Origin of the sequence: Alcaligenes sp. Lyrl_28 (genome assembly GCF_051948705.1) — a bacterium.
Taxonomy (GTDB): Bacteria; Pseudomonadota; Gammaproteobacteria; order Burkholderiales; family Burkholderiaceae_B; genus Alcaligenes; species Alcaligenes ammonioxydans.
Map to the genome: position 1 here is coordinate 38,138 of NZ_JAYJLG010000005.1, position 26,673 is coordinate 64,810.

22 protein-coding genes are annotated in these 26,673 nt (G+C 58.1%); 12 read left to right on the top strand and 10 right to left on the bottom strand.

Features of this window, described 5'->3' with window-relative positions; translation table 11 throughout:
• Window positions 1–124 precede the first annotated feature (124 nt).
• The gene (locus tag VF694_RS12470) at window positions 125–829 is read right to left on the bottom strand and encodes a YggS family pyridoxal phosphate-dependent enzyme (protein WP_039944033.1); all 705 of its coding nucleotides are present in this window, start codon (window positions 827–829) and stop codon (window positions 125–127) included.
• A 193-nt stretch (window positions 830–1,022) separates the two neighbouring features.
• Between VF694_RS12470 and VF694_RS12475 the strand changes: the two genes are divergently transcribed.
• The 6 genes from VF694_RS12475 (at window position 1,023) to VF694_RS12500 (ending at window position 6,614) form a co-directional block, all read left to right on the top strand.
• A complete protein-coding gene (locus tag VF694_RS12475) occupies window positions 1,023–2,312 on the top strand; it encodes a Glu/Leu/Phe/Val family dehydrogenase (RefSeq protein ID WP_003804860.1) in 1,290 nt (429 codons plus the stop codon).
• 158 nt (window positions 2,313–2,470) lie between these two features.
• Window positions 2,471–3,250 (top strand): ABC transporter ATP-binding protein, encoded by a 780-nt coding sequence (locus tag VF694_RS12480; protein WP_003804861.1) that lies wholly within the window; start codon window positions 2,471–2,473, stop codon window positions 3,248–3,250.
• Between the two features lie 89 nt (window positions 3,251–3,339).
• Window positions 3,340–4,149 (top strand): transporter substrate-binding domain-containing protein, encoded by an 810-nt coding sequence (locus tag VF694_RS12485; protein ID WP_131071167.1) that lies wholly within the window; start codon window positions 3,340–3,342, stop codon window positions 4,147–4,149.
• 18 nt (window positions 4,150–4,167) lie between these two features.
• Window positions 4,168–4,881: an ABC transporter permease gene (locus VF694_RS12490; protein ID WP_219235442.1), complete on the top strand. Its 714-nt coding sequence runs from the start codon at window positions 4,168–4,170 to the stop codon at window positions 4,879–4,881.
• Window positions 4,878–5,561, top strand: coding sequence for an ABC transporter permease (locus VF694_RS12495; RefSeq protein ID WP_003804870.1), 684 nt, complete (start codon window positions 4,878–4,880; stop codon window positions 5,559–5,561). The genes VF694_RS12490 and VF694_RS12495 overlap by 4 nt, the downstream gene beginning before the upstream one ends.
• A 63-nt stretch (window positions 5,562–5,624) precedes the next feature.
• On the top strand, window positions 5,625–6,614 hold the full coding sequence (locus VF694_RS12500; RefSeq protein WP_003804871.1) for an asparaginase: 990 nt from the start codon (window positions 5,625–5,627) through the stop codon (window positions 6,612–6,614).
• Between the two features lie 104 nt (window positions 6,615–6,718).
• Here VF694_RS12500 and VF694_RS12505 read toward each other — a convergent pair whose 3' ends face one another.
• The 5 genes from VF694_RS12505 to VF694_RS12525 form a co-directional block, all read right to left on the bottom strand.
• Window positions 6,719–7,645, bottom strand: coding sequence for a pseudouridine synthase (locus VF694_RS12505; RefSeq protein ID WP_440164491.1), 927 nt, complete (start codon window positions 7,643–7,645; stop codon window positions 6,719–6,721).
• A 108-nt stretch (window positions 7,646–7,753) separates the two neighbouring features.
• Window positions 7,754–10,399: a TRAP transporter permease gene (locus VF694_RS12510; RefSeq protein ID WP_100214922.1), complete on the bottom strand. Its 2,646-nt coding sequence runs from the start codon at window positions 10,397–10,399 to the stop codon at window positions 7,754–7,756.
• Between the two features lie 93 nt (window positions 10,400–10,492).
• Window positions 10,493–11,491, bottom strand: coding sequence for a TAXI family TRAP transporter solute-binding subunit (locus VF694_RS12515; protein ID WP_039944047.1), 999 nt, complete (start codon window positions 11,489–11,491; stop codon window positions 10,493–10,495).
• A gap of 57 nt (window positions 11,492–11,548) precedes the next feature.
• Window positions 11,549–12,445: a MurR/RpiR family transcriptional regulator gene (locus VF694_RS12520; protein WP_003804880.1), complete on the bottom strand. Its 897-nt coding sequence runs from the start codon at window positions 12,443–12,445 to the stop codon at window positions 11,549–11,551.
• A 145-nt stretch (window positions 12,446–12,590) separates the two neighbouring features.
• Window positions 12,591–12,869: an acylphosphatase gene (locus VF694_RS12525; RefSeq protein ID WP_003804883.1), complete on the bottom strand. Its 279-nt coding sequence runs from the start codon at window positions 12,867–12,869 to the stop codon at window positions 12,591–12,593.
• Between the two features lie 178 nt (window positions 12,870–13,047).
• Here VF694_RS12525 and VF694_RS12530 point away from each other — a divergent pair, with 178 nt between their 5' ends.
• Complete coding sequence (locus tag VF694_RS12530; protein ID WP_003804885.1) at window positions 13,048–15,612, top strand: EAL domain-containing protein; 2,565 nt, start codon at window positions 13,048–13,050, stop codon at window positions 15,610–15,612.
• A gap of 173 nt (window positions 15,613–15,785) precedes the next feature.
• On the opposite strand, the gene rmuC is transcribed toward VF694_RS12530, so the two are convergent.
• A complete protein-coding gene (rmuC, locus tag VF694_RS12535; protein ID WP_059318367.1) occupies window positions 15,786–17,153 on the bottom strand; it encodes a DNA recombination protein RmuC in 1,368 nt (455 codons plus the stop codon).
• Between the two features lie 279 nt (window positions 17,154–17,432).
• Between rmuC and VF694_RS12540 the strand changes: the two genes are divergently transcribed.
• Window positions 17,433–18,443, top strand: coding sequence for an acyltransferase (locus tag VF694_RS12540; protein ID WP_059318368.1), 1,011 nt, complete (start codon window positions 17,433–17,435; stop codon window positions 18,441–18,443).
• 203 nt (window positions 18,444–18,646) lie between these two features.
• Here the strand turns inward: VF694_RS12540 and VF694_RS12545 are convergent, their stop codons facing one another.
• Both VF694_RS12545 and VF694_RS12550 read right to left on the bottom strand, forming a co-directional pair.
• Complete coding sequence (locus tag VF694_RS12545; protein ID WP_240209193.1) at window positions 18,647–19,894, bottom strand: D-amino acid dehydrogenase; 1,248 nt, start codon at window positions 19,892–19,894, stop codon at window positions 18,647–18,649.
• Window positions 19,895–19,997: 103 nt separating this feature from the next.
• Window positions 19,998–20,882 (bottom strand): LysR family transcriptional regulator, encoded by an 885-nt coding sequence (locus VF694_RS12550; protein WP_003804892.1) that lies wholly within the window; start codon window positions 20,880–20,882, stop codon window positions 19,998–20,000.
• 160 nt (window positions 20,883–21,042) lie between these two features.
• Between VF694_RS12550 and VF694_RS12555 the strand changes: the two genes are divergently transcribed.
• Window positions 21,043–21,711, top strand: coding sequence for a GntR family transcriptional regulator (locus VF694_RS12555; protein ID WP_003804894.1), 669 nt, complete (start codon window positions 21,043–21,045; stop codon window positions 21,709–21,711).
• A 93-nt stretch (window positions 21,712–21,804) separates the two neighbouring features.
• Here VF694_RS12555 and VF694_RS12560 read toward each other — a convergent pair whose 3' ends face one another.
• Window positions 21,805–22,761: a Bug family tripartite tricarboxylate transporter substrate binding protein gene (locus VF694_RS12560; RefSeq protein ID WP_039944036.1), complete on the bottom strand. Its 957-nt coding sequence runs from the start codon at window positions 22,759–22,761 to the stop codon at window positions 21,805–21,807.
• Window positions 22,762–23,118: 357 nt separating this feature from the next.
• Here VF694_RS12560 and VF694_RS12565 point away from each other — a divergent pair, with 357 nt between their 5' ends.
• Genes VF694_RS12565 through VF694_RS12575 form a run of 3 tightly spaced genes read left to right on the top strand, consistent with a single transcriptional unit; the run spans window position 23,119 to window position 26,219 of the window.
• A complete protein-coding gene (locus tag VF694_RS12565; RefSeq protein WP_003804897.1) occupies window positions 23,119–24,735 on the top strand; it encodes an ATP-dependent acyl-CoA ligase in 1,617 nt (538 codons plus the stop codon).
• 21 nt (window positions 24,736–24,756) lie between these two features.
• Complete coding sequence (locus VF694_RS12570; RefSeq protein WP_440164496.1) at window positions 24,757–25,917, top strand: thiolase family protein; 1,161 nt, start codon at window positions 24,757–24,759, stop codon at window positions 25,915–25,917.
• On the top strand, window positions 25,917–26,219 hold the full coding sequence (locus VF694_RS12575) for a rubredoxin (RefSeq protein ID WP_440164498.1): 303 nt from the start codon (window positions 25,917–25,919) through the stop codon (window positions 26,217–26,219). Before VF694_RS12570 ends, VF694_RS12575 begins: the two co-directional genes overlap by 1 nt.
• Window positions 26,220–26,673: the final 454 nt, after the last annotated feature.

Here is a 26,673-nt window from a genome sequence, read left to right on the forward strand (position 1 = left end):
TGTGCATGCAGGCAGCGCTTTTGGCGCCGCTTTTTTTTAAGTTTTAAGCATCCCGTCCGGGATGCGCAGAGACATTATGCGCGGAGCGCCTCACCCAGGGCATTAGTAACGATGCGGATATCGATCAGCCATAGTCACGTGCGCCAAACAGGGCCGAGCCAAGCCGGACTTCGGTAGAACCTTCCTGAATCGCCAGTTCGAAATCTCCGCTCATGCCCATGGACAGGCCTTGCACCTGTTCATAGCCCAATTCCACCAGACGGTCACGCCACTGGCGCAACTGTGCGAAACAGGCGCGCACAGCCTGCGGATCATCGCTATTGACGGCCATGGTCATCAAGCCGCGCACCTTCAAGGTGTCCAGTGAGCGCAGGGATTGCATGAACGCAGGCAGCTCTTGCGGTGCCAGACCAAACTTGCTGGGCTCGGGCGAGGTCTTGACCTGAATCAGCACATCCAGGCTGCGCTGTTCGGTTTGCAGGTGTCTATCCAGGGCCTGAGCCAGCGACAAACGGTCCAAAGATTGCACTTCGCTGGCCAAACGAGCGATATCTTTGGCCTTATTGCTTTGCAGATGGCCTATCATCACCCACTGGACCGCGCGATCGGCCAGCTCTGCCTGCTTGTCCCGAATCTCCTGAACCTTGTTCTCCCCCATTCGCGACAAGCCCAAATCCAGGGCCTGGGCCAGCACGGGCGCAGGAAAGGTTTTGCTTACCGGCAACAGAGCCACCGCATTGGCAGGGCGGCCAGCCTGCAGGCAAGCCTGTTCGATACGCTGGCGCAGCTGCGCCAGCCGACCTGAAAGGGAAGAGTCAGAAAAAGCCATCAATGCACACGCATCCAGAGAAAACCATTGCAAACGCTGCAAACACAACAGCGGCCATTTCCGATAGCATAACTGTTACACACGGCCATCGCTAAGCCCATCGACCGCGTGTTTGCCCCGTTGCATGTCTGTATGCCATTGGCGTCTTCACGGTGTACTCGTATCCCGTTTCCCCAACCTTATCGAGGAGCTCATGACAGATCGTCCCACCCATGCTTTGCCGTCATACCTGAACGCCGACGACGTCGGCCCGTGGGGTATTTATCTCGAACAAGTGGAGCGAGTCACACCGTATCTGGGCAAACTGTCCCGATGGGTTGAAACACTCAAGCGTCCCAAGCGCACACTGATTGTCGATGTCCCCATTGAACTGGATAACGGCACCGTGGCTCATTTTGAGGGCTACCGCGTTCAGCACAATACTTCCCGTGGCCCTGGCAAGGGCGGCGTGCGCTATCACCAGGACGTGACCTTGTCCGAAGTGATGGCCCTGGCTGCCTGGATGTCGATCAAATCGGCTGCCGTGAATCTGCCATTTGGCGGTGCCAAGGGCGGTATTCGTATTGACCCGCGCAACTACTCCCAGGCCGAACTGGAGCGCATCACCCGCCGCTACACCAGCGAGATCGGCGTGATCATCGGCCCCAACAAGGACATTCCCGCTCCGGACGTCAACACCAACGCCCAGACCATGGCCTGGATGATGGACACCTATTCCATGAACGTGGGCGGCACCAGCACAGGGGTGGTCACCGGCAAGCCCGTGTCCCTGGGCGGCAGCCTGGGCCGGGTGGAAGCCACCGGGCGCGGCGTATTTACCGTAGGCTGCGAAGCGGCCCGTGATGCCGGCATCGACCTGAACGGCGCACGCGTCATTGTGCAAGGCTTCGGTAATGTGGGCGGCACTGCGGCGCGCCTGTTCCAGGAAGCCGGCGCCAAGGTGCTGGCCGTACAGGACCACACCGGCACCGTGTACAACCCCAACGGCCTGGATGTACTGGCCTTGCTGAACCACATGGAACAGCACAAGGGTCTGGCCGGCGCTCCCAACGCGGAGGCCATCGCCAATGAAGACTTCTGGCACATTGAAACCGATCTGCTGATTCCGGCTGCCCTGGAAGGCCAGATCAACAAGCACAATGCCGACCGCATTCGCGCCCGCATTGTGATCGAGGGTGCCAATGGCCCCACCACCCCCGAAGCCGACGACATTCTGAACAGCAAGGGCGTGACCATTGTGCCGGACGTGGTCGCCAACGCCGGTGGTGTCACCGTGTCCTATTTCGAGTGGGTCCAGGACTTCTCCAGCTTCTTCTGGACCGAGGACGAGATCAACAACCGTCTGGAAATGATGATGCGCTCGGCCTACACCACCGTGGCGGCGGTCGCCAAGGAGCACAACGTCACCTTGCGCACGGCTGCCTTTATCGTGGGTTGCGCCCGCATTCTGGAATCTCGTCAGGTACGCGGCCTGTATCCTTAAGCTTGTAAGGCGGCATACCCGGTTTATGCCGCTTTTTATGAGCAAAATACAGCGCCTGTGCAAAAAAAACAGGGGGAAAGCGGTAGAATCGGGCATCCAGGATATGACACCCGTATGAAACCCTTACCCCCTTTCTCTTTGACCGCAAGGACGTTGCTGTGAATAACAATGACCTGAACGCGGCGGTCCAGGTACGCGACATCCACAAACGCTTTGGCACCAACGAGGTGCTCAAGGGCATTTCCCTGCAAGCCCACAAGGGCGATGTGCTTTCCATCATCGGTGCCTCCGGTTCGGGCAAAAGCACCTTGCTGCGCTGCATCAACCATCTGGTCGTCCCCGATCAGGGCGAGATCCAGATCGGCAATGACATTTTGCGCAGCCACCGCAATCGCAAGGGAATTTGCCAGACGGACAATCCGCGCCTGCTTGAACAAGTCCGCGCACGCCTGGGCATGGTGTTTCAGAACTTCAATCTTTGGTCGCACCGCACGGTGCTGCAAAACGTCACCGAAGGCCCCATCCATGTCAAAGGACGTCCGGCCCGGGAAGCGGCCGACTACGCCCGCGAACTGCTGGGCAAGGTGGGTCTGAGCACTAAGTGTGATGCCTATCCAGCCGAGCTGTCGGGCGGACAGCAGCAGCGTGTGGCCATTGCCCGCGCCCTGGCCATGGACCCGGATGTCTTGCTGTTTGACGAGCCGACCTCGGCACTGGACCCGGAAATGGTGGGCGAGGTACTGCGTGTGATTCGCCAATTGGCCCAGGAAGGCCGCACCATGATTTTGGTGACCCACGAAATGAACTTTGCGCGCGACGTCTCTTCCGAGACCATTTTCATGCACAACGGCCTGATTGAAGAGCGCGGCCACCCCAAAGACCTGTTCGATAGGCCACAATCCGAGCGTCTACAGCAGTTTTTACAACCAATGCAGTAAGATCATCGCTTCGTGCATACGACACCGGCTGGAAAACCAGCAGGGCTGAGACGGCCCTGACCAGCCTTTCCACAAAGGAGAGCCAGACCATGAGTTTCCTCAGCAAGACCCTGATCTGTGCAAGCCTGGCCCTGTTGGGCTCCCAGGCTGCAATGGCAGACACCCTGAAAATCGGTACCGAAGGTGGTTACCCGCCATGGAGCATGGTGGACGCCGCTGGTAAAGTCACCGGCTTTGACGCCGATATTGGCGCAGCCCTGTGCAAAGAGCTGAACAGCGATTGCAAATTCATCGTGCAAGCCTTTGACAGCCTGATTCCTTCCCTGGATGCCAAACGCTTTGACCTGATCATCTCGGGCATGTCCTATACACCCGAGCGTGCCAAGCGCGTCAATTTCAGTATTCCTTACGCCGTTGAAGACGCGATTTTCGTGTTGCCCAAGAACAGCGAGCTGATCGGCGCCGACAACGAACAGACCATTTTTGACGGCCTGGCCGGTAAAACGATTGGCGTTCAGGGCGGCACCACACATGGCGCTTTCCTGGCCAAGAAAGCCCCCAAGACCACTGTCAAGAATTACGAAACCCTGGACCAGATGCAAATTGATCTGGACGCCGGTCGTCTGAACGGCACCTTTGCCGACCTGACCTCTCAGTCCAAATTTCTGCATAAGGTTGGCGAGCAGAACTTTGCCCTGTCCAAGCTGGTCATCAAGGGCTCCTCCGATCCCGAGACGCTGGGTTACGGCATTGCCGTCGGTATCCACAAAGACAATGCAGAACTGAAAGCCAAGGTTGATGCTGCCCTGTGCAAGCTGATTGACGATGGCACCGTCAAGACCGCCAGCGAAAAGTGGTTTGACATCGACATCGCCAACTACGAGATCTGCAAGAAATAAGTCGAGAAGTACCACTTGATGCTAGAGACCATTTTTAATGTGCTGCGCGAAGGCTGGGGCTGGATGTTCCTTCGCGGAGCGGCAATGACCTTGCTGATCTCCGTTTTGGGCATGGCCCTTGGCGTTGTCATTGGAATTACAGGAGCCAGCATCAAGACCAACGGGCCACGCTGGCTGCGTGGCCCCGTCAGCTTGTACACCACGGTTGTGCGCAGCATCCCTGAGCTGCTCATCATCTATCTGCTGTTTTTCGGCTCGGTGCAATTTGTCTCCGATCTGGCCGACTTCATGCGCATGGAAGATGTCGTCACCCGCTGGTTTCCCGCCCTGGTGGGCATTTTGGCGATTGGCCTGATTGCCGGCTCGTACAGCGTGGAAGTCTTTCGCGGCGCCTTGCAGGCCATTCCTGAAGGCCAGATCGAGGCGGCCAAGGCCATCGGCATGTCATCCTGGCAGCGCCTGCGCCGCATTATCCTGCCGCAAATGTTCTGGTATGCCTTGCCCGGCGCCAATAATGTCTGGCAGACCGCACTCAAGGACACCGCCCTGATCTCGCTGGTCGGCCTGGTCGAAATCATGCGCGCCGCCACCCTGGGAGCGGCCAACACACGCGAACCGATGGCCATGTACCTGATTGCGGGTGTGCTTTATTTTCTGATCGGTGCCTGTAGTCAGGCCCTGTTTTTACTGGCCGAACGCTATACCGGCAAAGGCATGAGAGCCCGGCCATGATAGATCTGGAATTATTCAACACGACCATCGAAACCCTGTTCAAAGGGTTTGGCATGAGCGTGTATATCGGTCTGTGGGGCATTGTGCTGTCGCTGTTCATCGGCCTGTCCCTGGCCCTGATGCGCCAGTCCCACAGCCGTCTTCTGAACGGTTTTGCCTTTGGCTACAGCACCGTTTTTCGGGGCACCCCCCTGCTGGTTCAGTTATTTCTGCTGTATTACGGCGTAGGTACGGTGAGCTTTGTGCGCGAGACCCCCGCCCTATGGTGGCTGTTCAGCGATGGCATGCGCTGCGCCATTTTGGCCATTGGCCTGAACAGTGGCGCCTATGTCAGCGAAGTGTTCCGTGGGGGCTTTCAGGCCGTTCCGGTCGGCCAGATCGAGGCCGCCAAATCCATCGGCATGTCCGCCTGGATGCGCTTTCGCCGCGTCGTCTTCCCCCTGGCCATCCGCCAGGCCTTGCCGGCCTACAGCAATGAAATCGTGCTGGCCATCAAAGGCACCAGTCTGGCCTCGACCATTGCCGTCATGGATCTGACCGGCCATGCCAAACGCTTGATGAACCAGAACTACGCCATCATCGAGACCTTCGTGATTGCGGGCCTGCTGTACCTGCTGATTAACTTTACCCTGCTGTCGGTAGTACACCTGATCGAGCGCTGGTTGAAAGTTCGCCGTTGAACCGACGTTCACCCAGACTGTGCGCCCTACCGACCATAACAACTGGACGCGGAGCACTGTCACATGCCAACACGCCCCAAACTGGCCCTGGTGGGCACCGGCGGCACGATTGCCGCCACTACCCAATCCAATCTGGGCCTGACTGACTACGACATCACCCAGGGCGTGGAAACGCTTTTACAAGCCGTACCGGCTCTCAATGAGCTGGCCGACCTGGAATGCCACCAGATTTTCAACGTGGACAGTCGGGCCATGAGTTCGCGGATGCTGTTGGAGCTATCCCACAAACTCAATGCGCTGCTGGCACGCCCCGATATCAACGGCGCCGTCATTACCCATGGCACCGACACCCTGGAAGAAAGTGCTTTTTTCCTGCACCTGACCCTGAAAACCGATAAGCCGGTGGTGATGACAGCGGCCATGCGCCCGGCCTCGGCCCTGAGCGCCGACGGACCGCTGAACCTATACCAGGCAGTGCAAGTGGCCTGCTCGTCGCGGGCTCAGGATCAGGGCGTGCTGGTGCTGCTCAATGACCAGATTCACAGCGCCCGTTTTCTGAGCAAGCAACACACCACCCAGACCGGCGCATTTGGTTCGCCCGATGCCGGCCCACTGGGACTGGTAGCGGGCGGCCAGGCTCGTTTCATGATGCGCAGCCTGCTGCCCCATACCCACAGCAGCCTGTTCGATGTTCGCTCTTTGCACAGCCTGCCCAAAGTGCAGATTTTTTACGATCATCCCGACACGCTGGCCGAACTGTATCGCCACGCGGCCCAAAGCGGCGTGCAGGGCCTGGTAGTGGCCGCAACCGGAAACGGCAGCCTGACTCCTGGCGCGCTGGAAGGGGTCAGCCTGGCTCACCGGCTCGGCGTGGTCTGTGTCCGCGCCTCCCGTATCCCTGCAGGGCCTGTGACAGACAGCGCTTATGATGCCGACCATCACACGATCGCAGCGCATTACCTGCCCGCGCAAAAGGCCCGAATCTTGTTGATGCTGTCCTTGGCCAACAAGCTGGAACACGATGAGATCGAAGCGGTTTTCCGCGATTACTGAGTGCCCGGACCGGCTGGTGTGCCAAGGGGACGTACACCTGTTGCCCGCCTGACGTTCACTCAAGATGCCCGCAGTTCGAGTCGCGGCGTGAACGCTGAGGCCAACTAGGCCAGCTCCAGCTGACGTTGGCTGCTAAAGCGCCGTGGCTGGCCACTCAAAGGGTCGATGAATGCAATGTGCCGCGCCAGCAATTGCAGCGGCTGACTGAAATCATCGGCAGCGCGCTCGGGCAACAACTCCGGATAAAACACATCATTGAGAATGGGGGCACCCAAGCTGCTCAAATGCACCCGCAACTGATGCTTGCGACCGCTATGCGGGCGCAGGCGATAAAGCGCCCGATGATCGCCCTGCCCGGTCTGCCAATGTCGCTCGCACACGATTTCGGTACTGCTGTTGGGCTCTCCCGCCACTTCTTCCATCACAAAACGGCCCGGCACCTCTTTCAGGCGGCTACGGTACACCAGCCCGCTTGCCAGTTTTTCCTGAAATGGTGCCACCGCCTCATATTCCTTCTCAATGCCACCTTGCTGAAACAGGGACTGATATGCCCCACGGGCAGACGGGTCCCGACAAAACAGCAAAATACCCGCTGTTTCCCGGTCCAGCCGGTGAATAGGGCTGATGCCATCCTCTTTGAAATGTTTTCGCAGGCGACTCAAGGCTGTTTCATGCAAATGGCGTCCGCCGGGCGTCGTCGCCAGAAAATGCGGCTTGTCGACCGCAATCAAACACTCATCCGCATACAGGATGGGCATCTCAAAGGGAACGATGGTTTCCTTGTCCACCATGCGGAAGTACCACAGCCAACGCTCAGCCCGGTAGGGTGAATCCAGCGTCTGGGGTACCGCATTCTGATCCAGAATGTCGCCACGCCTGAGTCTATCGAGCAAAACCTCAGGATTCACATGTGGAAAACGCTGCAGCAAAAACTCATCGAGCCGCTGCCACGGACCGGGCGGGCACCACACTTTGCTGGGGCTGACCCCGTCACGCGAAGGCACGGGCGGGACGCTGTTTATCGGTGTCATGACAAGAAAAGCCACACGGAAAACGGCCCGCCAACGCAGCGGGCCAGACAATCAGGGCCATCAGTGTACTACCCGCCACCGCAAGGACGGCCGGTAGTACTGACACGCTCAGTGCCGAACCGGATCGGGGATACGACGCATCCGCACACCTTGACGAGTCCACAGCCAGATCAAGATCAGAAAAGCGGGTATATACACCCAGAATTCCGAAGGGCGATCTGGATGAGGCACCTTCACCTGCTCAATGTCCCAGCCTTGCTCCCACCCGGCTCGACGTGCGGGACTGCCAAAACTCACGGATGCAATTTGGGCCGTGTCGCCAAATGCCATGATCGTCAGGCCCGCTTGCGACAAGCGCTTGCTGGCCGCTGCCAGACCGCTCGCTTGGTCACCTGGCGGCAAGGCCGGCAACGACACCGCTACTGTTTTCTGCAAATCCTTGCCTTCCAGGTTCATCCCGGCCAGTTGAACCACCAGATTTCCGCCATCCGGTATGGTCTGCACAATCTGCATCAACTCCGAAGCAGGACGATCCTGATATTTCTCAGCAACGTGATCCATAAACCAGTCGGGGCGGAACAACATGAAAGTCACCAGCAACAGCAGGCCGGTCTCCAGCCAGCTCGTCTTGATCCGCAACCAGCCCATGGTGGCTGCGGCAAAGGCCAGCGATGCAACCGTGGCGCCCAGCACCACCAGCATTAATTCCCAGGCACTGTGAATGCCGATCAGCAGCAGCATGGGATTGAAGATGAACATGAACGGCAACACGGCGGTGCGCATCGCATAGGTCACGCCCTGCACGCCCGTCTTGATCGGGTCCTCACCTGAAATGGCTGCCGCTGCAAAGGTGGCCAGGCCGACCGGCGGCGTGATGTCCGCCATGATCCCGTAATAGAACACAAACATGTGGACCGCAATCAGCGGAATGACCATCCCGCTTTGCGCCCCCAGTTCCACCACGACGGGGGCCATCAAGGTCGCCATCAAAATGTAGTTGGCGGTCGTTGGCATACCCAGACCCAGAACCAGACATACTGCAGCGGTGAAAAACAGCATGACCAGCACATTGCCCATGGATACCATCTCCACGAAGGCAGTCATGCGCAGGCCCAGGCCAGTCAGTGTGATGGCCCCTACAATCAGGCCCGCCGTCCCGCAGGCAATGCCGATGCCCACCATATTGCGAGCGCCTTCCTGCAGCCCCACCCAGACTTCACTGATGCCCTGGCGCAGAGGCTGGGCGGTCGCCTGTTTGCGAAACCAGGCGATGATGGGCCGTTGTGTCGCCATCTGGAACAACATGGCCATTACTGCCCAGAAAGCCGACAGGCCCGCAGACATCATCTCTACCGTCAGGCACCAGACCAAAATGCCAATCGGGATCAGAAAATACAAACCGGCTCGCACCGTTGGCCAGGGTTCGGGCCGCACCGGCGTGTTCACATTGATATCGGTGGGCAGATCCTCATGATCCGCTGCCACTTTCAGCAAAAACACGTACAAGGCCAGTAGCAGGAACAACAGAATCCAGATTGCAGCGGCACCGGCCACCGCCTGCACGCCGACGCCTATCCAGTACACCAGCCCCATCACAATCAGGGTGCCGGCCGTCCCCATGCCCCAGCCAGCCAGTTTTTGCACAAAGGTCTTGGGCTTGCCCGATGCCATCATCGGTTGAATCCCCAGTTTGAGCGCCTCCAGGTGCACGATGTAGAACAGGGCAATGTACGAAATGACCGCAGGCAGCAAGGCATGCCGAATGATGTCGGTATAGGGAATGCCGACATACTCAATCATCAGAAACGCAGCTGCGCCCATGACTGGGGGCATGATCTGCCCATTGACCGAGGAGGCGGTTTCAATCGCGCCGGCACGGATGCCACCGTAACCGGCTTTTTTCATCAGGGGGATGGTGAAAATGCCCCCCGTCACCACGTTGGCAACCGAGGAGGCCGACACAATGCCATTGACCGCCGAGGACACCACCGCCACTTTGGCAGGCCCGCCGCGCAAGTGCCCCAACAAGGCAAAGGAGACCTGCATCATGTAATTGCCCGCCCCGCAACGATCCAGCAACGAGCCCAGCAATACAAAAATGAAAATATAAGAAACAGAAACGCCCAGGGCCACCCCGTAGACCCCTTCGGTGGTCAACCACATGTGTGAGACCAGACGCTGCAAGGAAGCGCCACGGTGGGACAAGGCATCGGGCAACCAGGGGCCCAAAAAGATATAGGCAATGAAAATAAGCGCCAATACCGCCATGGGCGCGCCCAAGGAGCGCCGCGTGGCCTCCAGCAGCAAGACCAGACCCACACTGGCCACCACCACGTCCATCGTGGTCGGGATGCCGGGACGCATGGCCAGCTCTTTATAGAAAAAGAACAGATACGAGCCGCAAAATGCGGCGATCAGCGCCAATATCCAGTCTTGAACAGGGATGCGATCCCGAGCCGAACTCTTGCAGGCAGGATACGCCAGATAGGCCAGAAACATGGCGATGCCCAAGTGCAGGGCACGCGCCTCAGTATCATTGAAAATCCCCAGATTCAGGGCAAAAGGCAACGGAGAGGCGTACCAGAGCTGGAACAGAGACCAGCCGATTGCAGCCAGGAACAACACCATGCCCGCCGCACCCGTGACCGAACGCCCACCCCGGTCTACATCGGCAACCAGTTTTTCCAGTTGTGCTGTTTCATCCTGTGTCAGAGCGACGTCCTGCGCCGTTTTTTTAGGTTCTTGTTGTGTCATTTGCATGTGTCTCCAGGAAAAGCAAGACCACTGCTGGTGCAGCGGCACTTGCGGCCAGGCGGCCTGTGCCGGCCTGGCCACGATCAGACTGTCTTACAGCAGCCCTTTTTCCTTGAAGTACTTTTCAGCCCCTTTGTGCAAGGGAGCGGACAGGCCATTTTTAACCATGTCCTCTTTTTTCAGGTTTGCCAATGCAGGGTGCAAGCGCTTGAAGTCGTCAAAATTGTCGAACACGGCTTTGACAACGTTATAGACCGACTCTTCGGGCACATCTTCCGAGGTCACAAAGGTGGCCAAAACGCCGTAGGTTTGCACATCGTCCGGGTTATTTGGGTACAACCCGCCTGGAATCACGGCTTTGGCGTAGTAGGGATAGGTCTCGACCAACTTGTCTACCGCCGCTCCGGTCAGTGGGACCAGCTTGGCGCCGCAAGAGGTGGTGGGGTCCTGAATATTGGCCGAGGGGTGGCCTACGCCATAAATGAAGCCATCGATCTTGCCGTCACACAGGGCCGGGCCATGCTCATCAGGACGCAGTTCCGAGGCCAGCGAGAAAAAGCTGTTGTCCAGACCCATTGCCTGCAACAACTGATCCATCGATGCCCGTGTGCCCGAGCCCGGATTGCCCACGTTAAAGCGTTTTCCCTTGAAATCATCAAAGGTATTGATGTTGGCCTCTTTGCGCGAAAGCACGGTAAAGGGTTCCGGGTGAATAGAAAACACCGAACGCAGCTTCTTGTAAGCCCCTCCGTCCTTGAACTGCCCTTCACCGTTATAGGCGTTGTAACCTACATCGGACTGCACCACGCCCAGGTCCAGCTCACCGGCCTTGATAGTATTGACGTTGAAAACCGAGCCTCCGGTGGACTCTACCGAGCAGCGCACGCCATCGGTACCCCGATCTTTATTGACCAGACGGCAAATCGCACCGCCCGCGGCGTAATACACGCCAGTCACGCCTCCCGTGCCGATACTGACAAATTTCTGCTGGGCACTGGCCGGCAGCGGGCTCAGTAGCATGGCGCAAACCGCCGCCGTTGCGCTGAGCGCCCACACCTTCTTTTTGCCGGTTTGTTTGCTAATGTGTTCCATCTTCTTGTCTCCCATGGGGAAATCCCCTGTTTGTATAGCCGGTACGGCCGGTTTTCTTCACTTTGCAGGAGCCGGGCCTGCCTCTTCATCGTGCTGCCAATAAATTCCCTGACTACGAAAGGATGTCTCCAGTTGCGCCAAGCGCTGTACAACCGGCTTGCCTCCCAGCGCGGCAATCCGCGCCAGCAGATGCTCGGCTACGGTGACGGCGCCCACCAGGGAATGGAAAAAACTTGCTGCGCACTGACCACCGGTCTGTGCCTCGAACAACAAAACATGCCGGGCACCTTGTGCAATCGGTGACAACACACTATCGGTAATTGCCACGACGGGAATCCCGCGTTGCACCGCTTGCTGCACGCTGTTGACCACGGCTTTAACGTACGGCGCCTGACTGATGACCAGCAACACACTGCCGCTATCCAGACCCGTTTCCAGCTCCAACAGCAAATCGGCCGCCCGGTTCAGCAAGACACCGTCGCCCCGAATCAGCTGATAGGCGTAATGCATCTGAAAAGCGCAGGCAAAGCTGGCTCCCAGCCCCAAGAACCCGACCTTGGACGCGCCCAGAATGGCCCGGGCGCACGCATCAAGCGCATTAAGCGGGTTGAGCCGCAACACGGACGCCAACGCCTGCTCCTGTTGCGCACCCAAGTCCCTGGCCTGTTGCTCCGAGGCGCGGCTGCCTTGCAAGTTCTGGGCGCGTGCGGCCATCGTGCCGCTGGTGCGATGCAAAGCCTGTTGGAAGGGCTCGCGAAAGCCATCATAGCTTTCATAGCCCGCCGCTTTGGCCAGACGGAGCATGGTGGCCGGAGCCAGCGACAAGGCCTGCGCCTGCTTGCGCATGGACCACAGGCTGACCTCTACCGGATGGCGTTCTACCCATTGGGCCGCCCGACGCAACTCGGGAGTCAGCTCAGGCAAGAGACGCTGCAGGCGTAACAAGGGCTCCATGTATCGTTCTACTCACACATCCACACAATAAAACGCATGTTAATCTGGAGACGAACAAAAAAAACAAATGTTTTACTAGGGTTTGCCCGCAATTCGCTATCATTATTTCTTTTTCAGGGCGTTGTGCTGCCAATGATGGGTGGCATTAGCGAATTTCGAAAAAGTCGTAACGCTTGTCGGTGTAAGAGCGCTGTATATCCACCTGCTCAACCTGCGCCTGCTCGGGACCGATATAAAGCCAGCTGACCATACGATCGATGGCATCGGCCGTGCCTTGCAACAACAGCTCCACCGAGCCGTCCCCTGCATTGCTGACCCAGCCTTTGACGCCATACAGATGCGCGTGACGCAAGGCGCTGGCACGAAACCCAAGCCCCTGGACCCGCCCTTTAACACTCACCTCTACGGTTTCACAATCCGCCATTCGTCTGCTCCCTGCTATTTGTTACCGAAATGTGGCACGCATCCGCCCCCGTTCTCGATATTCAGTTAAATTAGTCACATCATTGTTGCATGACCGCACCCGATTCCCTGCTTTGTGCAGCCACTTCATCATGAAATTGCCCCGCCTTATTTATCTATCGCTGCGCAGGGCAATCTACATGCCAAGCCTACTGGCTATCCTGGGCCTGTTGGTCCCCTTTGCCCAGGCGGCACCGCATGCCCAACAGCATATTGTGCGTGTGGGCGTCTATGAAAATCCCCCCAAGCTTTTGCTGGATAGCCAGGCCCGTCCCGGCGGCATTATGGGCGAGCTGCTGATGGAGATTGCCAAGCGCGAGGGCTGGACCCTGGAGGCGGTACAGTGCGACTGGCAACAGTGCCTGAACGCCTTGCAAAACGACCTGCTCGATCTCGTGCCAGGACTGGCCTATTCGCCCGAACGGGCAGCGCTGTACAGCTACCACAACCGAGCGGTGCTGGAGGACTGGTCTCAGATCTTCACAGGCAAAACCACACATATCGGCGCGCTGAACGACCTGAATGGCAAACGCATTGCGGTCATGAGCGGCACCCTGCAACTGACCCAGCTCTACAATATTTTGCAAAAACTGGAACTGGGCTCCAGGCTGGTCATCACCGACTCCCAGTACAGTGCCCTGAAACTGGTACAGACCAAACAGGCCGACGCCGCAGTAGTCGGCCATTTATTTGGGGTACGCCATGCCGGTGAACATGGCCTGAAAACCGCCCCTATCCGGCTGGAACCGACCAACACTTATTTTGTCACTGCCAAGGACCGCAACCTGGATCTGCTGGCGGCCATTGATACCCACATCAAGAACTGGCAAGACAATAACGACCCGTTCTATACCGAAACGCTGAACCAGTGGGGTCTGCGCCTGATCGAAAAGCCGACCAAGCCCTGGATTATTCCTGCATTGCTGACGCTGGGCGTCTTGTTGACGATCGCTCTGCTTACCGTGACCCTGATGCGCATTGTCCTGCGTCGCCAGCGCAAAAAACTGCTGCGCACCGAGCATCATTTGCATACGGTGCTCGATGCCATTGACGCCTACGTGTACATCAAGGACGATCAGTTCCGCTATCAATACGCCAACCGCAAGCTGTGCGAGGACCTGAACTACACCACCGACAGCATTGTGGGTAAAACCGATCAGGATCTGTACGCCAACAAACAGACCATCAACGAATTCCGGCACAACGACGAACAGGTGCTGTACAGCGGTGAACGATTGGCCGTGGAAGAGGTGGTGCGGGACCGTAAAGGCGATATACGCGCCACATTTTTCTCCATCAAGATGCCCGTCCAAGACCCGGAAACGCGGCAAACCAGCCTGTACTGCATCTCCACCAACATCTCGGCCCTTAAAGCCACGCAATCAGAAAACTATCGGCTGGCTTTTTACGATCCACTCACCGAACTGCCCAATCGCCGCCTGCTGCTGCAACGCCTGGAACGCCACCTGCAAACCATCGAGCCTTACAAACGGCCCGGTGCGTTGTACTTTCTGGATCTGGACCGCTTCAAACATATCAACGACGCACGCGGACACGCCATTGGCGATGCCTTGCTGCGCAAAGTAGCACGCCGCCTGTCCTTGATTATTGACCCCCAGGACATCGTGGCCCGACTGGGCGGGGACGAGTTTGTCATCCTGAAGATTCTGCACCCAGGCACCGTGCGCGACTGCTACAAAGAAGCACTGGAATTTGCTGAACTGGTGCGCACCCGTCTTGAGGAGCCTTACAACATTGAAGGCCATTCGTATCTGAGCAGCAGCAGTATCGGTCTGGCCCTGATTACCGACAGCACCCTGACTTCGGAAGATCTGATGCGTCAGGCCGACACGGCCATGTATCGCTCCAAAGAAAATGGCCGCAACCAGATCACGCTGTACGAGCCTGGCATGCAAGAGGCCGTCGAAGAACATTTGAATCTGCAACACGATCTGCGCTTTGCCATAGGATCGGATCAACTGCGCCTGTTTGTGCAGTCCCAGTACGACAAGCACAACCGTATTTGTGGTGCTGAAGTACTGCTGCGCTGGCTGCATCCCACCCGCGGCATGCTCACTCCCAATCTGTTCATTCCGCTGGCGGAAAGCACGGACCTGATCACCCCCCTGGGCGACTGGATCATGGCCTCGGTCTGTGATCTGCTGCTGCAAACCCAGCAGTGCCACTTTCCGATTTCCATTAACGTCAGCCCGATCCAGTTCCGCCGGCCCGATTTTGCCCGCCGCACACGCCAGATTCTGGAAAGCAGCGGCGCCCCCGCCCATCGCCTGATTTTTGAGATTACCGAAGGCGTGCTGATGGAGGACTTCAGCTCTGCCAACAGCATGATGCGGGAACTCAAGGATCTGGGCATCCGCTTTTCCATGGATGACTTTGGTACCGGCTATTCCAACCTGGCCGCCATACGCCGCCTGCCACTGTATGAGTTGAAAATGGACCGCAGCCTGATTCTGGGGGTGCCTGGGGAGCAAGAAGCCAACGCCATTGTGCGCACGGTACTGGCCATGGCACGACAACTGGGCCTGCACGTGGTGGCAGAAGGGGTGGAAAACGAGCAGCAGAAAGAATTCCTGCTGCGTCGCGGCTGCCATGGATTGCAGGGCTATTTGTTCAGCGCCCCGCAACTGGTGGAGCAGTGGCTGGAGCTTATTGAGCAGGATGGGGGTCCTGCCGCCGCCCCCTGAAAACGCGGGCTGCATGCACCGGTTTCACCTTATTCCCGTCGCCACGCCAGCCCCGTCACACTCAGCCCTGACGGCCATCTTCCCGCTGATATTGGCACGACTCCAGGCATGTCAGATAAGGACGGCCTGGCCTCATCGCGCAGCCAAGCAGGGGCTTGTGCTGTCACGCACGATCACGCATCCGACCCTTTTTCCTGCACCGGCTCAGTCTCTTGCGGCAACACCCATTCCAGCCGCTCATGCTCAATATCCGTATGCAAGGGCTCAATCCCCGGCTGCGTACGTTTGGCCCTGGCCGATAGCTCGGCAAAGCGGCTGACTTTGCCGTACAAACCTTGCTGGCCAGCCAGTGCCGTAACGGTGCTGTTGTAGTGTTTGCCCGCCTGCCCCAAGGTTTCGCCCAGCTTTTTCAGACGTTCGGCCAGGAGAGACACCTGGTTATAGATATCCCCTGCACGTTGGCTCAGTTCGTGGGCCTGCTCATTGCTGCGCACCATCATCCAGATATTGGCTACGGTGCGCAAAATGGGCAGCAAGGTCGTGTGTGAAACCATCAGGACGTTCTTACCCAGACCGTAATCGAACAGACCATGATGCTGCTGCAACGCCTGCATATAGGCCGCTTCAATCGGCACATACATGAATACAAAACCAGGGCTGTTCAAACCGGGCAAGGCGCTGTAATCCTTGGTGGCCAGATCATCAATATGGTTGCGCAGTGCCTGCACATGCGCCTGCAGGCTTTGCTGACGCTCCTCATCGGTCTGAGCACGAATGGCGCGGTCGTAGTCCACCAGGGACACCTTACAGTCCAGCACCAGATGCTTGTCCTGGGGAAGATGGACCACAAAATCGGGATACCGCAGGCGGCCTTGCTCATCGCGTGCCTGCCACTGCGTATCAAAGTGCACACCACGCACCAGCCCCGCCACTTCCAGCGTTTTCTCCAGCTGGGTTTCACCCCAATTCCCCGTGGTTTTCTTATCACCTTTCAGGGCCATCGCCAGCGAGTGCGCTTCGGCACTCATGCGCAGCCCCATTTCCTGCATGCGTTGCAGCTCCAGACTCAAGGCGGTCTGGCCTTTCACGGACTCGTCATGCACCTGGTTCACCCGCAGTTGAAAACCAGCCAATTGCTCGCGAAAGGGTCGCAGCATTTCATCCAGGGTGCGCTGGCTGTCCTGGCGCAACGTTTGTCCTTTGGCCTCCAGAATCTGTTGAGCCAGCGACTCGAACTGCAGCCGCATTTGTTCACGGCTATGTTCCAGGTCCTCCTGGATAGCCTGGTTACGCCGTTCCTGGGCCTGAATCTGAGCATCGCGGCGTATCAGCTCTTTATCCAGTTCCACGGCCCGGTTCTGGGCGTGCTGAGAGTGCTCGTGAGCATGGGCCAGATCCTGCTCCAGACGCGCGCATCGATCCTCCAGTGCCCGCTCGACCGGGGCGGTCATGCGCGACCGCAGCCATGCACCCAGCACCAGTCCCAGCGCCAAGGCGACCACCGCGATCAGCACATCCATTCCCGTCAAATCCAGCTGCATCCACCCTACTCCTGCCCAGCACCGCCAGATCAGGAATGTCCTGACCGGTCTGTCCGGCTAAGCCTGCTATTTAACCGTATAACGCTGGTAATTTATACACCCTTTTCTCAATCCCGACCTAAAGACAGCACGCTGACGGTGTCCGCGCCCGCCAAGCCGTGAGCTCGCCCTCTTCCCGTCACATCCAGACAAAACTGGACGCCAAATCCCGTATTTGGGGGACAAATCAGAAACGTCTGCCCCTTAGGATAAGCAGGTGTCTGTTTTTTATGCCCTCTCATGAACTGGATCAGCAATGCGCGGATCGTGGCGATTTTCTCGGTGGTATGCCTGCATATCGCTGCCTACGCCGTCCTCAATGCCGAGGTAGGCACGGCCAACTGGTGGAGCGGCAATCTGTATGATGCGGCCACCCGCTGGTGCGTACCGGTCTTTGTGATGGTCAGCGGTGCGCTCCTGCTCGAACCCCGGCCTCAAGAAGGCATGAAACTGTTCTATCGCAAACGGGCATCACGGGTCTTGCTGCCCTTGCTGTTCTGGACGGCCTTTTACCTGGGCTGGACCGCCTTCAAGCAACATTGGTGGACGCCGCAGGCAGATCCCTACCCCTATCTGGAGCGTCTATTGCAGGGGCGTCCCTATTTTCACCTCTGGTTTTTGTACATGATCGTGTTCCTGTACCTGTTCACGCCATTTTTGCGTCGCATGGTCCAGAACACCAATCTGAAGCAATTGACGGTGCTGACTGGAGCCGCTTTCGTACTGTCTGCGCTGAGCACCCTGAGCAAGCCAGAGCTGAACACTCACTCGGCTCCTTTCTTCACCTGGTTTCTGTCTTATCTGCCCTATTTCCTGCTGGGCTATCTGCTGCGCAAAGTACCTGTACGCGTGCCCCGCTGGCTGACCCTCTCGGTATTACTGGGCAGTATTGCGGCCACAGCCTGGGGCTTTTACGCGTTGGCCATCACCCACGATCGTCAAACCGCGGCGTACTTTTACGACTACCTGAGCATTACCGTCATCCCCATGTCTATCGCGTTGATCGTGCTGCTGCGTGACTGGAATCAGCCCTTGATCAACTCGCGCATCAGTGCCCATCTGGCGGAGCTGACCTTGGGGGTGTATTTGATCCACCCCTGGCTGATCGACCTGATGTACCGCTACCTGTTCACCGCGCTGGATTTCAATGCGCTGTGGTCAATTCCTGCGTTGGCAGTGGCCATCTATGGTCTGTCCCTGCTGCTGACGGCCGGCTTCAAAGCGACGCCGGTTTTGCGGGCAACCGTCTAAACATCACTACGTAAAACACAAAAAAAATGGGCTAGCTTCCAAAGAGAAACTTGCCCATCTCCATCTAGGGGTGCACCATCGGCGCGACTGATTATTCGCGGCTCATTACCCAGCACCAAGCCTTCACACCACGCCCCGCCACCGTCAACCCATGACCGGCCATGGACCATTGATGGCCTCGTACCCATCATCCCCTTCAAGGCTTAAGGACGAAATGGCGCGTCATCAATAGGAGATGCCTCGCCCGTCAGGTGAGCCGCCAGAATCGCTGCGCTGCCGCAAGCCAAGGTGAAGCCCAATGCGCCGTGGCCTGCATTCACCCACAAGCGACCGGCCAGCTTGCTGGCTCCCACCACCGGTTTGCCCGATGGCGTCGCAGGCCGCAAACCAGCCCAGGTCTGGGCCTGTTCCAGTGGCAGACCGGGAAACAGGCCATTGACCTGCTGCTTCAAGGTCGCCATGCGGGCAGCAGGAATATCCAAACCTTCAAACCCAATATCCACCATCGCGGCCATGCGCAGTACCTTGCCCAGACGGGCGTACACAATACGCTGTTCGTAATCGGTGACGCTGATCGCCGGCACCGCCTGATTCAAACCCTCCAGCGGCAGGCTCAAGCTATAACCCTTCAAGGGATAAATCAACGGGCGGCCACCCAATTGCCGCAGCAAAGACACCGTACCCATCCCGCTGGCAAGAACAAACTGATCTGCTTGAAACTCGCCTTGCGGGGTGTGCACAGCGCGAATGTCGCGTCCTTCCATCACAAAACGCTGCACCGGCGTGTTCAGCCTCAATTCGTAGTCACCGTCGTTTTGCAGGCGCTCATGCAAGGCAAGGGCAAACAAACAAGCGTCGCCCGCTTCTTCACTCGGTGTGTAAATCGCACCTTGCAAGCGTGAACCCAAAGCCTGTAGTGAGGGTTCCAATTCCAGTACCTGGGCGGCCTCCAGCACTTGCTGCGACGAACCCAGCTCAGCCTGCAGTTGCGCTTGCTCACGCGCATGCTCAAACGGGCCCGGGCTACGGAACACAATCAGTTTGCCATTGCGTTGATGAGCAAACTCCAGATTGAAACGTGCTTGCCAGTCGTGCAGAACGTCGCGGCTCAAGTAGGACAGACTCAGCATCTGCGCAGTAGTCCGACGCACCACATCACTGCGGCAGGCTTTCAGAAAATGAAGCAGCCAGCGCCATTGCTGAAGGCTCAGGGCCGGCTTAAAACGCAGGGGCGAGTCTTTGTTCAACAACCAGCGGGGCAAATCCTTGAACACGCCGGGATCCGCCAAGGGGGCGACGTAGCTGTAACTTAGCTGCCCACCGTTGGCAAAACTGGTCTGTCCGGCCACCTGCGGGCCGGCCTCCAGAACCGTGACCTTGATCCCTTTCTGGCGCAACATGAACGCAGTGCTCATTCCGATTACACCGGCGCCGATAATACATACATGCATGGCTATACCCCCAATAACTGCTCTATTGTCTGGGGGGCGGCGTCGGGACGCCAATGAATAGTTGCTGTAGTCCATAACCCTGGGTTATGGAAAAACCAACGACTCAACCAGGAAAACGGCATTCCAGCAGCGCCTGCCGGATGTGATCGAGCACGCGTTCGCGCGAACCCGAGCCCGCATCATCAGGGGCCGTCAAAATACTCACGGGGATAGGCAAAGGCTCGGGCAAACGATGGATGGCAAGGCCTCGGCCTTGCATGGCGCGCGCGGTGACCAGATCGACCAGGGCCTCGCCCACCTGCTGCACCACCAGACTGCAAGCAACGTAATGGGTCTGCACACGCATAAAGGGCGTGACATCGGGAGCATGGTTTTGCAACAGGCTTTCCACCATCGCACCGACCGGGTCATCCGCGTCCAAAGCAATGAAGGCGCGCCCGGCCATCTCCTTCCAGTGACGCAACGGAGCAACGCCCGGCAAGGTAACGTGTACCAGTTCCGTATGGGCCAACACCTGCCGCTGCACACCGGAGGCTTCGCCCTGATCAAAGCTCATCACCATGTCCAGGTCGCGCGTTTCCAAGGCTTGCAGCAACTCGCCACTATGGTGGGTACGCAGCTCGAAACTCATGGCCGGGTGCGCCTGACGGCAGCGACTCAAGGCGACCGGCAGCAGCTCCAGGCCAAACGCCGGACTGCTGCCTATACGCCACAGCCCTTCATGGTGAGAGCGCAGATTGCGCGCCAGTCGGCTGACGTCATCCAGATTCTGATGCAAGCGCGCCACGTAAGGCGCCAGGATGCTGGCCTCGCGTGTGGGGATCAAGCGGCCCCGCACGCGGTCAAACAGCCGAAATCCCAGCTGCATTTCCGCCGTTGCCAGCATCTTGCTGGCCGCAGGCTGGGAGATATGCAGCAACTGCGCGGCCTGTGTCAATGAACCGCCACGGCAGATTGCGTCAAAAATTTCTACATGCCGCCACCGCATCGACGGGCCCTCCTGGTGCGTGCTGGTGTGAATACCCGGTATTATCCTGCAACTTGGACAGCAAAACCGTACGGGCAGGAAAGCCATCAGCCCCCGGCGCTTACTTGGTATCCTATAGCCTTTTGAGTCTTTTGCCGTGCGCCAGACGCCGGGCGAGCATATGGCTGCCAATCCCTACAAGAAACGCGAACCCAATATCCGTGAACAAGTCTATGGCATGTTGCGTCAGGACATTGCCCTGGGCAAGATCGGCTTTGACGTGCGGCTGGTCGATAATGAAATTGCGGCCAGCCTGAATGTCTCGCGCATGCCGGTGCGTGAAGCCTTGCTGCAACTGAAAAACGAAGGGGTGCTGGAAGGAACATCACGCGGCTTTGTACTGCGGGTCTACACCGCCCAGGATATCGAGGACATTTTCTCAGTACGTCTTTTACTTGAGCCACCAGCAGCCAAGCTGGCCTGCATCCATCAAAGCAAAGTGGGCATGCTGGCAATGGAACAGGCCTTGAGCCGAATTGAAGCCACTCACCAGCAAGGTGACCCGATCGACAATATTCAGGCCAACTGGGCCTTTCGCAGTGCCTGGATCAGCATGGTGCCCAACAAGCAATTGGTCGACACCATGGCACGCCTGCACGATCAGGCCGACCAAGCCCGGATTGCCTGCCTCCAGGACCCCCAGTTCCGATTGGAGACCATGCAGCGGGCCAAGGCCATCTGCCAGGCATTCCGTGAATGCCAGCAGGAGCAGGCAGCCCAGTTGATTAGGGAAAACCTGGTCATTTGCTGCTCGGCCTACTGCCTCAAGCAAGCGGAGCTGCTGGCCTGAGGGCGGCCCTACAGGACACGCCCCCCTGCGGTCACCGGCCGCAGGCCACAAAAAAAGGGCGCCGCAGCGCCCTTTTGCAATCAAGCCGTCCTGTTAGTCCAGCGTGATATCCAAGGCCTTAATGGTCGGCCCCATGGTTTGAGCATCACGCTCGATCAGATCCGCAAACTCCTGAGGTGTGGAAGGTTCGATCTGAATACCGAAGTCCACGAACTTCTTGACCACTGACTCTTCTTTCAGCACCGCCGTCAATTGTTCGGTCAGACGGGCCACGTCTTCCTCAGGCGTACCGGCTTTGGCCGAAATGCCCCACCAGATGGTGAACGCCACATTGGGGATACCGGCTTCTGCAATCGTCGGCACGTCTGGACGCAAAGGGCTGCGCTCGGTCGTGGCGGCCGCAATCGAACGCAAACGGCCATCTTCAAGGAAACCGCGGCTGCCCGTCAGCACATCAAAAATAAAGTCGATCTGGCCGCTCACCGCGTCAATCAAAGCGGGACCAGCGCCTTTGTAAGGCACGTGTACCAGTCGGGCGCCGGTTTCTTTACGCAGCATCTCGCCCAGCAGGTGAGTCCCCGTCCCCATCCCCGGCGAACCGTACGTCAGCTCCTGTTTCTGGCCCGCGGCCACCAGATCCTGAACCGTCTTGAAGGGGCTGTCTTTATTGACCAGCAGGAACACCGGCGCCTTGGCGGCCAGCGTCATGGGGATCAGGTCGGTTGCCACGTCGTAATTCAGACGCTGATACAAGTGGCGATTCAAGGAATAGGCACCGCTATCAGCCAGAAACAGGACCGTACCCAAGGAGCTGGGATTGGCGTTCTTCACGACGTTCATGGCCACCTGGGCACCCGCGCCGGGGCGGTTTTCCACGATGACTTTTTGATCAAAGCGCGTGCCCATTTCCTGGGAGATCACGCGCGCGAGCTGGTCCGCCGCACCGCCCGGTGGGTAAGGCACAACCAGCGTCACATTCTTGTTTTGAGCATGGGCCTGTGCACCCAACATCAGTGCACAACACGTTGCCAACTTAAGCCATACCTTCATTGTTCTATCCCCGTTGCCCCTGTGGGCTTATTCAAAATCATTGTGAAGCACCCTTGCTCAAATTGGTGAGCCCGGCCTGTTTTATTGCTGATCAACCCGCATCCCCAAGCCGGATCAACTGTTTTGCCAACCGTATTTCCACACGTCGCAAAACGACCCCCTTTCTGTCCCGCGCCAAGGTTGGGTTTGCCCGAAGTACCACTGCGTGATGGCCTCTGACACTTCGGGTTTTTCCGGTGAAGGACAGGAATTTATAAATAATATATTGCAGTATACTGTTTGCAGGATATTAGTAATTTCACCCATGCATATCGGCTTATCGCCTTGGTGGCGCGTGAGCCGGGAGACAGATAGATCATGCACGCCCATTCCATTCCCGCTTCTGAATTGCCGCTGTTTTCAATACCCGCCACGCAGCGCACGGTACCGGCCCTGTTGCGCCTGCGCGCCGAGCGCATGGGTGATGCCCCGCTGTTCTCAGACCGTCATACCCACTACACCGGCGAACAAACCTTGCAAGTGGCCGCAGCCAGCGCCAGCCGCCTGAGCCGCGCCGGCATCAAGCGTGGCGACCGGGTCGCCCTGCTTTGCACCAACCGCCACGAATTTTTGGACATGGTGCTTGGCTGCGGCTGGCTGGGTGCCATTGTGGTGCCCATCAATACCGCCTCGCGTGGTGCCCAGTTGCAGCACATTCTGTGCAATAGCCAAGCCAGCCTGCTGGTGGTGGAAAGTGATCTGACTCCGCTGCTGGCCGATGTGGACCTTGGCGCCACTGCCGTCCAGCAAGCCTGGTTGATTCAAGGCCAGGAAGCCGCACAAACACTGGCTGTGGCCACCTGCGATCTGCCTGCTTTAGGCGATTACTGCGAGCCTGCGGATATCGGCCCTGGCGATACGCTGGCCATTCTGTACACCTCCGGCACCTCGGGCCCCTCCAAAGGCGTGCAATGCCCCCACGCCCAGTTCTACTGGTGGGGTATTTACACTGCCAGCAAACTGGGCATGAAAGCCGACGATGTGCTCTACACCTGCCTGCCCATGTTCCACACCAATGCCCTAAACACCTTCTTTCAGGCCCTGGTCAGTGACGCCTGCATGGTGGTGGACAAGCGGTTTTCAGCCAGCCGCTTCTTTGACAATCTGTGCCAGACTGGTGCCACCATTACCTATCTGCTCGGTGCCATGGTGCCCATCTTGCTGTCCAAGCCGGTCACGGCCGCAGAAAAGCAGCACAAGACCCGCATTGCCCTGGGCCCTGGCGTGCCTGAACAGTTTCATAGCCAGTTTCTGGAGCGCTGCCAGATGTACCTGCTCGATGGCTTTGGCTCCACCGAGACCAATTATGTGATGGGCCGGGGTATCCAGGAGCAGCGCAATGGTTATATGGGCCGTGTATCCGAGGGCTTTGAGGCGCTGGTAGTGGATGAAAACGACAACCCGCTGCCAGACGGTGAAGTGGGCGAGCTGTTGCTGCGCGCCGATGAACCCTATGCCTTCGCGCTGGGTTACTACGGGCAACCGGACAAGACGGTGGAGACCTGGAAAAACCTGTGGTTCCACACCGGTGACCGCGTCGTGCGTGATGCCGATGGCTACTACCGCTTTGTGGACCGTCTGAAAGACATGATTCGCCGTCGTGGTGAGAACATTTCCTCCTACGAAGTCGAACAGGCATTGGCCAGTCACCCCGCTGTCCACACCGTTGCGGTGTATGCGGCCAAGTCCGAACTGGCCGAGGACGAGGTCATGGCCATGATTGTGCTGCGTCCTGATTGCAGCGTTAGCTGCGAGGAACTGCTGCAGCATTGCGAACGCCGCCTGCCCTATTTTGCTGTCCCCCGCTTTATCGAATTTACGGATGTCTTGCCCACTACGGAAAATGGCAAGATTCAAAAATTTGCCCTGCGTGATCGCGGCATTGGTCCCAACACGTGGGACAGAGAAAAAGCGGGCTATCAGGTTCGTCGCTAAGCGCTGTTACAGGAACTGACCATGACACCTGCTTTCAACTTGAATACGGTGCGTCTGCTGGGCGCGACCGAGGTCACCTATACGCGACGCGGTCAGCTTGGCACTTCCGAGCTGCTGGCCCAGGCGTTCAAGCAGTCTCTTGCCGCAGCGGGTCTGGAGGCCGGCGAAATTGATGGCCTGGGGGTGGCCTCCTTCACCCACGCCCCTGACCGGGCTATTGATCTGGCCTGGAAGCTGGGCTTGAAGGTGGGCTGGATAATGGATGACAGCAATGGCGGCGCCAGCGGTCTGAATATTCTGCAGCACGCCATTCGCGCCGTTCAGGCAGGGGATGCCCGCTGTATAGCGATTGTGGCCGGGGATCATTTTCAGGCCAAGGATTTCCAGCAACTGGTCGAGAACTATAACCAGACGACTTATGACCATTTGCGACCTTTGGGCGCAGGCAGTCCGAATCATCGCTTTGCCATGCTGACTGCGAATCACATGCGCAAGCTGGGTTTGGAGCGGGCGGATTATGCGGCCTTGGTGATGCGCCAGCGCTTGTGGGCCGGCATGAATCCGGGTGCGGTGTATCGCAGCCCCATGAGTCTGGATGACTATATGAATGCGCCTGAAGTGGCGGACCCTTTGACGCGGCTGGATTGTGTGCCGGTGGTCGATGGTGCCAATGCCTTGATGGTGATGCGCGCGGATCATCCGGCAGCGCAGAATCAGCCTGCAATTACCGTAAGGGCGTTACGCAGTTTTCACAATATTGATGATCAGCAAGGCGATGGCTTGAGCACGGGTCTGGCGGCTTTGGCTCCGGCTTTATGGGCGGAGTCCGGCTTGAGTCCGGCGCAGATGGATGTGGTCAGTATTTATGACGACTACCCCGTCATGGTGCTGGCGCAGTTACAGGATTTGGGCTTCTTTCAGGCCGATAATGCCAAACACTTTATTCATGAGTCGATTGCCACAGGACGTGTACCGGTAAATACCTCTGGCGGGCAATTGTCAGCGGGGCAGGCCGGGGCGGCTTGCAGCCTGCATGGACTGGTTGAGGTGATGCGTCAGTTAAGCAATCAGGCGGGGGAGCGTCAGGTGGCGCAGGCTCGCTATGGCTTGGTCACGGGTTACGGCATGGTGGAGTATCGCTATGGCATGTGCTCGACAGCGCTTGTTCTGGAGGCTTTGTAATGCATCCTTCTGTGTTTCGGTGTGTGCAGTGTGATCATCGGGTGTTTCCGGCGCGGTTCTTGTGTCCCATGTGTCATGGGGATGTGTTTGAGGCTGAGGAGTGTGCGTCTGGTGTGGTGACGGAACTGACGCGTAGCGCTGCTTCTGGCGAGGAGCCAGGGGTGTATATGCTGGCAACGGTTGCCAGCGATGCGGGGCCGGTGTTGATTGCTCGTGTGCTGGATGAGGCTGTCCAGCGAGGGGATAAGGTCGCGTTGGTTCTGCGGGATGGTGGGATTTATGCGGATCTTGAGCGGAAGTAAAGGGGATCTCTCAGCGGCTTGTTTAATGGCCTTATTTGCTGAGGCTGGGGTTAGATGCCCAGTCAGTAAAGATTGGGCTGACTCACGTGTTGGAATCAGCCACGGTTCGACGCAATGAAGAAGGTGACTATAAGACGCTGGTTCAGGGGCTGTCCGGGTGTCGGGGCTGGCAACTTGCCGGCGCTGCGCGCCGGTGCCCTGGTCAGATAATCGCTACGGGCGCCCCTTGAACTCGTCCGGTGGCTTGTCCCCCGGACAAACCACAAGCGTCGGACTCAAACCGCAAGGTGCTTGCACCCCTGCGCAATTATCTGCCTGCGGCAAGTCGCCTGATCCGCCCCAAACACCCGGACAGCCCCTCAATCAGCTCACAGCATCTTTTATCGGACGATTGTTGATAGGGGGTGTGAATGCTCCGACTTAGTGTTCTTGACGGGATGGCTGAGTGCGCTTT

Bases quoted from the DNA above. Each gene is read 5' to 3' on its own strand.
- VF694_RS12505 (WP_440164491.1), bottom strand. From the start codon at position 7,645: ATGACACCGATAAACAGCGTCCCGCCCGTGCCTTCGCGTGACGGGGTC.
- VF694_RS12540 (WP_059318368.1), top strand. From the start codon at position 17,433: ATGAACTGGATCAGCAATGCGCGGATCGTGGCGATTTTCTCGGTGGTA.
- VF694_RS12485 (WP_131071167.1), top strand. From the start codon at position 3,340: ATGAGTTTCCTCAGCAAGACCCTGATCTGTGCAAGCCTGGCCCTGTTG.
- VF694_RS12560 (WP_039944036.1), bottom strand. From the start codon at position 22,761: ATGAAGGTATGGCTTAAGTTGGCAACGTGTTGTGCACTGATGTTGGGT.
- VF694_RS12475 (WP_003804860.1), top strand. From the start codon at position 1,023: ATGACAGATCGTCCCACCCATGCTTTGCCGTCATACCTGAACGCCGAC.
- VF694_RS12530 (WP_003804885.1), top strand. From the start codon at position 13,048: ATGCCAAGCCTACTGGCTATCCTGGGCCTGTTGGTCCCCTTTGCCCAG.
- VF694_RS12575 (WP_440164498.1), top strand. From the start codon at position 25,917: ATGCATCCTTCTGTGTTTCGGTGTGTGCAGTGTGATCATCGGGTGTTT.
- VF694_RS12525 (WP_003804883.1), bottom strand. From the start codon at position 12,869: ATGGCGGATTGTGAAACCGTAGAGGTGAGTGTTAAAGGGCGGGTCCAG.
- VF694_RS12555 (WP_003804894.1), top strand. From the start codon at position 21,043: ATGGCTGCCAATCCCTACAAGAAACGCGAACCCAATATCCGTGAACAA.
- VF694_RS12470 (WP_039944033.1), bottom strand. From the start codon at position 829: ATGGCTTTTTCTGACTCTTCCCTTTCAGGTCGGCTGGCGCAGCTGCGC.
- VF694_RS12515 (WP_039944047.1), bottom strand. From the start codon at position 11,491: ATGGAACACATTAGCAAACAAACCGGCAAAAAGAAGGTGTGGGCGCTC.
- VF694_RS12550 (WP_003804892.1), bottom strand. From the start codon at position 20,882: ATGCGGTGGCGGCATGTAGAAATTTTTGACGCAATCTGCCGTGGCGGT.
- VF694_RS12570 (WP_440164496.1), top strand. From the start codon at position 24,757: ATGACACCTGCTTTCAACTTGAATACGGTGCGTCTGCTGGGCGCGACC.
- VF694_RS12500 (WP_003804871.1), top strand. From the start codon at position 5,625: ATGCCAACACGCCCCAAACTGGCCCTGGTGGGCACCGGCGGCACGATT.
- VF694_RS12520 (WP_003804880.1), bottom strand. From the start codon at position 12,445: ATGGAGCCCTTGTTACGCCTGCAGCGTCTCTTGCCTGAGCTGACTCCC.
- VF694_RS12490 (WP_219235442.1), top strand. From the start codon at position 4,168: ATGCTAGAGACCATTTTTAATGTGCTGCGCGAAGGCTGGGGCTGGATG.
- rmuC (WP_059318367.1), bottom strand. From the start codon at position 17,153: ATGCAGCTGGATTTGACGGGAATGGATGTGCTGATCGCGGTGGTCGCC.
- VF694_RS12565 (WP_003804897.1), top strand. From the start codon at position 23,119: ATGCACGCCCATTCCATTCCCGCTTCTGAATTGCCGCTGTTTTCAATA.
- VF694_RS12510 (WP_100214922.1), bottom strand. From the start codon at position 10,399: ATGACACAACAAGAACCTAAAAAAACGGCGCAGGACGTCGCTCTGACA.
- VF694_RS12495 (WP_003804870.1), top strand. From the start codon at position 4,878: ATGATAGATCTGGAATTATTCAACACGACCATCGAAACCCTGTTCAAA.
- VF694_RS12545 (WP_240209193.1), bottom strand. From the start codon at position 19,894: ATGCATGTATGTATTATCGGCGCCGGTGTAATCGGAATGAGCACTGCG.